Source organism: Lysinibacillus odysseyi 34hs-1 = NBRC 100172 (assembly GCF_001591965.1).
In the GTDB taxonomy this organism is placed as follows: Bacteria; Bacillota; Bacilli; order Bacillales_A; family Planococcaceae; genus Lysinibacillus_B; species Lysinibacillus_B odysseyi.
The window spans coordinates 24,007-31,324 of sequence record NZ_BCVX01000021.1; the positions used below are offsets into that span (position 1 = coordinate 24,007).

8 protein-coding genes are annotated in these 7,318 nt (G+C 40.7%); 4 read left to right on the forward strand and 4 right to left on the reverse strand.

Annotated elements, in window-relative coordinates; translation table 11 throughout:
* Positions 1 to 137 precede the first annotated feature (137 nt).
* Entirely contained in the window at positions 138 to 1,325 is a 1,188-nt protein-coding gene (locus BOD01S_RS22010) for a YbfB/YjiJ family MFS transporter (RefSeq protein ID WP_036150446.1), read from the reverse strand.
* Between the two features lie 122 nt (positions 1,326 to 1,447).
* Between BOD01S_RS22010 and BOD01S_RS22015 the strand changes: the two genes are divergently transcribed.
* The gene (locus tag BOD01S_RS22015) at positions 1,448 to 1,885 is read left to right on the forward strand and encodes a DUF2269 family protein (RefSeq protein WP_036150447.1); all 438 of its coding nucleotides are present in this window, start codon (positions 1,448 to 1,450) and stop codon (positions 1,883 to 1,885) included.
* Between the two features lie 86 nt (positions 1,886 to 1,971).
* Here BOD01S_RS22015 and BOD01S_RS22020 read toward each other — a convergent pair whose 3' ends face one another.
* The 3 genes from BOD01S_RS22020 to BOD01S_RS22030 form a co-directional block, all read right to left on the reverse strand.
* The gene (locus BOD01S_RS22020) at positions 1,972 to 3,372 is read right to left on the reverse strand and encodes a tetratricopeptide repeat-containing diguanylate cyclase (protein WP_036150448.1); all 1,401 of its coding nucleotides are present in this window, start codon (positions 3,370 to 3,372) and stop codon (positions 1,972 to 1,974) included.
* Positions 3,373 to 3,656: 284 nt separating this feature from the next.
* Complete coding sequence (locus BOD01S_RS22025) at positions 3,657 to 4,088, reverse strand: GatB/YqeY domain-containing protein (protein ID WP_036150449.1); 432 nt, start codon at positions 4,086 to 4,088, stop codon at positions 3,657 to 3,659.
* Between the two features lie 118 nt (positions 4,089 to 4,206).
* Positions 4,207 to 4,407 (reverse strand): hypothetical protein, encoded by a 201-nt coding sequence (locus BOD01S_RS22030; protein ID WP_156116998.1) that lies wholly within the window; start codon positions 4,405 to 4,407, stop codon positions 4,207 to 4,209.
* Between the two features lie 142 nt (positions 4,408 to 4,549).
* Here BOD01S_RS22030 and BOD01S_RS22035 point away from each other — a divergent pair, with 142 nt between their 5' ends.
* The 3 genes from BOD01S_RS22035 to copZ all read left to right on the forward strand — a co-directional run bounded on the left by BOD01S_RS22035 (position 4,550) and on the right by copZ (position 6,812).
* Positions 4,550 to 6,106, forward strand: a complete 1,557-nt coding sequence (locus tag BOD01S_RS22035; RefSeq protein WP_036150451.1) for a hypothetical protein — start codon at positions 4,550 to 4,552, stop codon at positions 6,104 to 6,106.
* Between the two features lie 129 nt (positions 6,107 to 6,235).
* On the forward strand, positions 6,236 to 6,571 hold the full coding sequence (locus tag BOD01S_RS22040) for a metal-sensing transcriptional repressor (RefSeq protein WP_407656013.1): 336 nt from the start codon (positions 6,236 to 6,238) through the stop codon (positions 6,569 to 6,571).
* A 31-nt stretch (positions 6,572 to 6,602) separates the two neighbouring features.
* Positions 6,603 to 6,812, forward strand: coding sequence for a copper chaperone CopZ (copZ, locus tag BOD01S_RS22045; RefSeq protein WP_036150452.1), 210 nt, complete (start codon positions 6,603 to 6,605; stop codon positions 6,810 to 6,812).
* Positions 6,813 to 7,318 lie beyond the last annotated feature (506 nt).

Consider the following 7,318-nt stretch of genomic DNA (forward strand, 5'->3'; position numbering starts at 1 on the left):
TATAAAATATTGCTCTATTTTCAGGGGAAGCATATATAGAAAAAATATCCTGCAGGGAAATGTGAATACTCAGCTATTCTAATCCATTCCTTCTGAAAGTACTGCTGAACAAACTTTTGTAAAAGAAACAAGCGAGTTCAGGAGGATTCCTGAGCTGGCTTGTTGTGGGCAATAGAGCGTTGTGTAATGAAGTGGCCAATAACTAAAATGGCGAACGCACAAAATACTACCATTCCTGCAAAAAGAAGCGGTGCTTTGAAACTGTTGAACTTGTCCTCCACCCGGCTGGCAAGAAGCGGGCCGATAATTTGGCCAAATGCATAGGCCGTTGTGAGGACGGAAACAACCAAGCCGCTTTGTTTTGGAAACAGTTGTCTGCCATAGCCGGTCGTAAGAGTGACGAGCCCTACAAAGGTACAGCCGAATAAAAATGCAGATAATAAAACACTCCACGCTGTCTGTGTTAATACTGGCAGAATGATTCCCAATACTTGCAGTATGTACGCCATAAACATGACGGAAACAGGCTTAAAGCGGGACATCATAGCCATCCAAAATGGTGCCGATGGAATAGCGGCAATGCCAACAACGACCCACGAATAGCTTGCATATGCTCGTATAGCTTCAATATTGTACACGATATCAACGAGGAAGGTTCCTGTAATGATATAGCCTAGGCCTTCAAGTCCGTAAGCGATAATAAGCCATAGCATAAAGCCGCGCCAAATATTTGTATCCTTTGTTTTTTCAACCTTTTCTCCATCTTGTACATGGATATGCCGCCAAAGAAAGAAAGCAGCACCGAAAAATAGGGCAGATAACACACCCAGTCCAATCCATGTACCTTCCCATTGGAGTTTCGCCTCTAAAAGCGGAACGAAGAGACCGGAGATAGCAATGCCAATCCCGATGCCGCTGAATACATAGCCGGACCAGCGTGTCAGCAGATGCGAAGCCAAGTAATCCATAATAATGCTTGAAGTCAAAACAAAGATGAATCCGCCCGTTGCTCCTGCGATGAACCGTAAAATGATCCATATGACATAAGAGTGAGTCAGTCCCATCCCGATAATGGAAACGACATTTACTAAAACGTTTCCAAGTAAAAATGGTTTTTTCCCCTTATAAATAAAGCCGGCTCCCAATGCCCCTGCAAAGTAGCCTATATAGTTGCTGGAAGCGAGCCATCCACCAGCCTGAAATGTCAGCCCTTCATCTATCCGCATAAAAGGCAGAAGCGGTGTGAAGGCAAAACGGCTGATACCCATGGCAATAACAAGTAATAGTATTCCCCCGAGTAAAACCCCAGCGTGACGATAATTCACATAACCCCCCCTTGTTCATTAATCATAACATTCTGTCAAATATAATTGTAGAAAAATAGTAGATAGCAATTTACTAATCATTCGTTAAAATGAAGAAGAATAGAGAAGAGAAGGGAAAGAACATGATGGTATATAAAATGATTATTTTTATACATGTAGTGAGCGCCGTTGCTGCGATCGGTCCCCTTTTTTCCATATTTCCCATCTTAAAGCGCATGGAAAAAGCGGAAGAAAGAGATATAAAAGGGATGGTAGAAGGGCTGCGTGGCGTTGTACGTGCTGTTAGTTTAGGCGGCCATGTATTGATAATAAGCGGGATTGCCCTTATATGGCTGAGCGGATGGTCTTGGAAGACGCCTTGGGTGCTCGCGACAATTATTTTGCTTATTGCCTCTCTTTTTTTCCTGGCCAAAGCGTTTAAGCCTGCATGGCGCATCGCCGAGGCGGATTATTTTCATAAAGAGACTTTCATAGCGGTGATGAAGAGAGCAGCAATTTTATATATCACCATCATGCTTATGATGCTTTGGTTGATGGTAGTAAAACCGCAGTTGTGGTAGCCTAACTGCCGCAGAGCCCTTCATTTGAAGAGCTCTGCGGAAAATATAGAACCGGAAATGAAAGAGTCATGTAAATGAAATATTGGTTAAACCACCCGTAAGGCATTTTTTCCATTGCGCTTTACGCTGTAGAGCTCTTCGTCTGCTTTTTGGATAACCATTGAAACAGTGAAGTCAGATAGATCCTCTACTATAACAGCCCCTAAACTGATGGTGAACATTAAATAGCCGTCCTCAGTCATAACTTCAATCGCCTGAAGGGTATGAAAGAGGTGTTCAATTGTCTGTTTGAATAAAGCCGGCTCCTTACTAAGGATAATAAACTCGTCCCCGCCATAGCGGGCGATAAATAGCTTCCCGGCACGATAGAATTTTCTTGCCTCTTCTCCAATTTGGCGGAGGATCTGGTCTCCTATTAGATGTCCATATTGGTCATTTGTTTGCTTAAAGTCATCGATATCGAAGAGCGCGCAGCACAGTGGGGTGTCAGTCGATAGAGCTTCTGAAAACCACTTTTCAGCTTCCTCCTCAAAATAATGACGATTGTACAACTGCGTTACATTATCAGTGTAGGCGAGTAGATTAAGCGCCTCTTTACTCGTATTTAAGGCAAACTCATGCAGTCGTTCTAATTGACGGCGTGATTCCTCAGATTCAAGCAATTCATTTTTTACCCGGGCATACTCATATGCCTTTTTATAGTTTTCCATTACTTCGTATGATTCAATAATAGTATTTAATATTCTACTTTTTAACTGGTTATCAGACATCTCTGTGAGGATTTCCCAGGCTTCTGTAAAGCACTGCTCTGCTTTTTCATATTGATTTGTGCGCGCGTAGTAAACGCCCATATTATTAATCGTTGTTGCGTATTGCTTTGAATTTTGCTTAAGAAGCGGGTGATCCAGGATATCCTTCAGCAGCTTATATGATTCCTCATATCTATGAAGTTCAAATAAATAGCAGGCATGGGTATTCATATAATGCATATACATAATGGGCTGTTCATGTTTCGCCGCAAGCATAATAGGATAAATTTTTTCACTATAATAATAGGCTTTTTCCAGTTCCTTTAATAAAATATAGCATCCGCTAAGGTTGTGACACACTGCCGGGTAGTAGCGGTGTGATGGGGTAGCTTCAAGTAGTTCTAATGCTTTTAAGTTATATTCGATCGAATGCTCTAAATCTCCGCTATAGTAAAAAAAGTTAGCGCTATGATAAAGATAATTTAACTGCAGATCCTCATGTCCGCTTATTAAAAGATAATGCTTCAACTGATCGAGTAGTGGCTGTACAGCTTGGATATCTCCCTTGTTAATCAGACAAGCGATTTTTAAATTGAGATACTCACCGAGCGATTTATAATTTTGTTTTTCCTCAAGTTTAGGGATTTCTTCATCGAGGATGGAAATGGCTATATCATACTGTGTTTTATGGAATAGCTCTCTGGCTACTTTTAATTGGGCATCATAATAAAATTGCAAATTAATCCCTCCGTATGATTCAGGTGCTTTAAGTTTCTTTATTAATATAATAATACCAAAACAATGTAAGATTATCCGTTTATTTTATGTAAAAAGATTTACCTTTTAATAGACTGTTGTGAGTAATTTGTCATACAAAAGAGAAAAGGTTAGCAAGGGACTTACTTATAGCGGACAAAGGAAAATGCTCTTCCCATCATACAAAATGGATAGATGTAAAATGAAAATGCATTCGAGCCATTGCACGAATGCATTAACAGACGTATAGATGCCGGTAAATTTGTCTATTCGGAAATGAGCGTTTTTACGACTTTCGAGATAGCTGCTCCTTCTGCTTTGCCCGTTAGTAAAGGTTTCGCAATTTTCATCGCATCACCCATATTCATCCCTGGCACGACTCCAGCCGCTCGTAGAGCCCCCGTTATTTCTTCCTCGGAGAGCTGCTTTGGAAGGAAGTTTTTCAACAGTGATAATTTTGCCTTCTCTTTTTCGATTAAATCCGTACGGCCGGCAGTTTGAGCACCTTCTAAAGCTTGGTTTGTCTGCTTTACTTCACGGTTGATAACAGCTATTTCCTCTGCTTCTGTAAGCGCTGCGCCTTTTTCCTTTTCAGCAGCATCAAGACCAGACTTCAGCAATGTCAACACTCCTTTAGACAACACGTCCTTTTCCTTCATTGCCGCTTTTAGCTGGGCAAAAACTTGCTCTTTTAACATATATATCATCTCCATGTCCGTTTAGTCTTTACTGTCTCTTCTCAAACTCGTCTATCACATACAGGAGGGATTCTGTCATGCAAATATAGCCTCTAAGCAGGCAGAAAACCTTAGTTTTTTACTCTTCTATCTCGTAATTATTTACGAAGGCAAAAGCCTTTATTACGTCTTCTAGCATCTGATCCTTGTCGATATGAGGAGGGAATTCATTCAGCTCATTATTGGCAATTAATGCTTCTAAGCATTCACGTACTTTTCTATCTTCTGAGGTTACTTCTTTGCCATTGATGGTTGCTAATACTTCTCCTTTTTCCTTCAAGGTAATCCGCATAAAAAACATTCCTTTCTTATTCTAAAGATAATTTATATTATACCTCTCCCAATGCGAAAAGAAATAGATGCGCACTCGGGGGAAAGTGATTAGTATGGAAGATAGGAAAAACGGAAAGAGGGATTTGATCATGAATGGGAAAATTTTGATTCAAGCTTTGGTGCAAATGTCAGGTGATGAGCTTCGCATAGTATATGCCCTGCTTCATAAAACAAATATCCTCGGAATGATAACAGCAAAAACAAAGGACTTTTTTTCGAAAGAAACAGATCATTTTTATGAAACATTAAAGATAGAGATGGACAAGCTGAAACGGTTTTCGGATGAAGAACTCCAGGTAAAGCTATTTACCGAAATGACAAAAGTGCTTGAACTTCCAGGCGTGCCTTACCATAGTTCAAGTGAAATAGAGATGCAGGGGGAAGCCGTTATGCAAGCAGTGCATAAGGCTATGCTGAAAGAGGATAAGGACTACGGGAAATTTGTGGAGGCAGCTAATGACCGCGAGATTTATCAGCTGATCATCCATTACCAGATGCAAAAGGTGTTCTCTACATTCGACAGCAAATTTCGTGAACTGGATGAAAAGAAGACGACTGATTTCATAAAAAAAATCCAGACTTTTTTAATGGAACTTCCGGAGGAGAAACAGCTCGAGCTAAAGGCCAGACTAAAGCTTGATGAATTAACGACAGACGCTATTCGCAGCGCTCTATTGATACAGGGATCAGTCGTTGTGTTTTCGGTCATCGTAGAAGTAGCAGGTTTTACGGCTTATACGGTTTTGACATCTGCTATGGCGGCTACGCTGGCGTTGGCCGGTATAACGTGGCCGTTTGGATTTTATACGTTTGCTGCGTCCCTTTTTTCTATGCTGGTCAACCCGCTTATAATCCTGCCGCTCGCTTTAGGCGGCGGTGGATTGCTGTTGAAGCATCAAAATAAAAGCATGAAGAAAAAGCTTCTTCCTGTAGCTATTCTACAAATGATCCTTCCCCTTGTTGTACAGGCCCGAATCGGTGAGGCGGATTTTTCTTCATTCATCACACACTGGGAAAAACAAGCAGGACGCTACTATGAGCTTGTGGAAAAACGTACCCAGTATGAAGCAGCAATACATGATCAAGAAGCTGAAATGAAAGATTATGAAGAACAGCGAGAAATCCATGTGCAGGCAATGGAAGCAGAAAAGGAGAAGGCGAAAACGTATAAAATGTTTATTGGAAGCCATATTGCTGCCATACCTGCAGAGGAAGGAACACCCGCTCTCCAACAGGGCATTGAAATTCTCGCTACGAAAGAAAAGGAAATCGCTGTTATAGAGCAACAAAAGGGAGAGAATCGGGAACGGAAGGGATTATGGCGGACAATTGGTGCCACAATTGATAATACAAAGTTAAATATCCGAAAAAATCAGCTTCAAAAAGAAATAGAAGAAAAGCAACAAGAACTTGTTGAAGAAGTGCTCCTATCTGAAGGCAACTTCATGCAAAATGAGCGGGAAATTTTAATGGAACATCGTATGAATGCCAAAAAGCAGAGGGAAAAAGCCCTCATCTATGATGAAAAAGTGACTGTTGCAAAAGAAAAGTCCAAGGAGCTAAAGAACCGTGTGAAATTAGTGGATGAACAAATTAAGCAGCTGCAGCATGAGTATTATGGCCTTGAGAATATGGGGAAAAGCTAACTGGCTTCATAAAAAAGGTAACGAATAGACAATAGATTGACATACCTATGATGGGTACCTTATAGTGTAAGTATGATGCGTCATACCTGCTTAGGGTACCTTAGGTGGTAGCTGAAGGAGGAAGATGGAATGGAAAAGGAAATGAATAAGCAGCCGGATGTAGTATATTCGCCGGAAGAGTCATGCAGGAAAAGTCATCACCCTGAACATGTTAAAAAGGATTTGACGAGCCGTCTGAACCGAATTGAAGGGCAGGTGCGCGGCATTAAAGGGATGGTTGAAAAAGATGTATACTGTGATGATATCATCACCCAGCTTTCAGCAATCCAATCTGCTTTAAACAGCGTAGCAAAAGTCCTTTTGCAGGGGCATTTAAAAGGATGCGTCATGGATCGTCTGGCAGAAGGTGACGAGGAAGTATTAGATGAGCTGCTGGTGACTATTCAGAAGTTAATGAGAAAATAGATAGGATTTTATAAAAAAGGAGCGATTAGCTATGGAAAATGTAACAATTCAAGTAAAAGGTATGTCATGCGGACATTGTGTAAAGGCTGTTGAATGTGGCCTTGGTCAGCTTGAAGGCGTAGAAAAAGTAGCTGTTCAATTAGATGCGGGTACTGTAGAAGTTGATTATAAAGAAGGCGCAGTGACGATTGAACAAATGAAGGCGGCAATTGAGGACCAAGGATACGATGTAGTGGAATAAGAAAGAGGGAGTGCTGGAAAAGCACTCTCTTTTTTATAAAAATATATCTACTACAATTGTGTGGAAGATATGGTGAAGGTGAATCATGCCGTTAATGGAACTGATTTCCAAATGCCAATAGAGGTGATGGATGCAGTCTGTGCTACAAAAGTTTAGATAAGCTTACTAGGTAATGTAAGTGTTAATTTAGCATTTGAAAAGTTTGCTGTGAAATATGATTCGGAGCGGAGCCTTCTGATTATTGCAGCAGGATGTTTTACTCCTTTGATAGCAGAGACGGCCATGGTGTTTAGTTTTGTATTTATCCTTTTAAATGAGCTGTGGGTGCGGAACGTAAAAATTAGATAAAGTATAGCCGGTACTCGGGTAGAAGTGCTGGCTTTTTTATTCTGACGGGAAAAACGGGTTTAATACTTTCGTAGAGAGAGTTAAGAAATTCTTAAGAAATCGTGTGGCCAAATATTAAGTATTTTTGTCTATTCTAAAAAAAAAGACTACATTAGGGG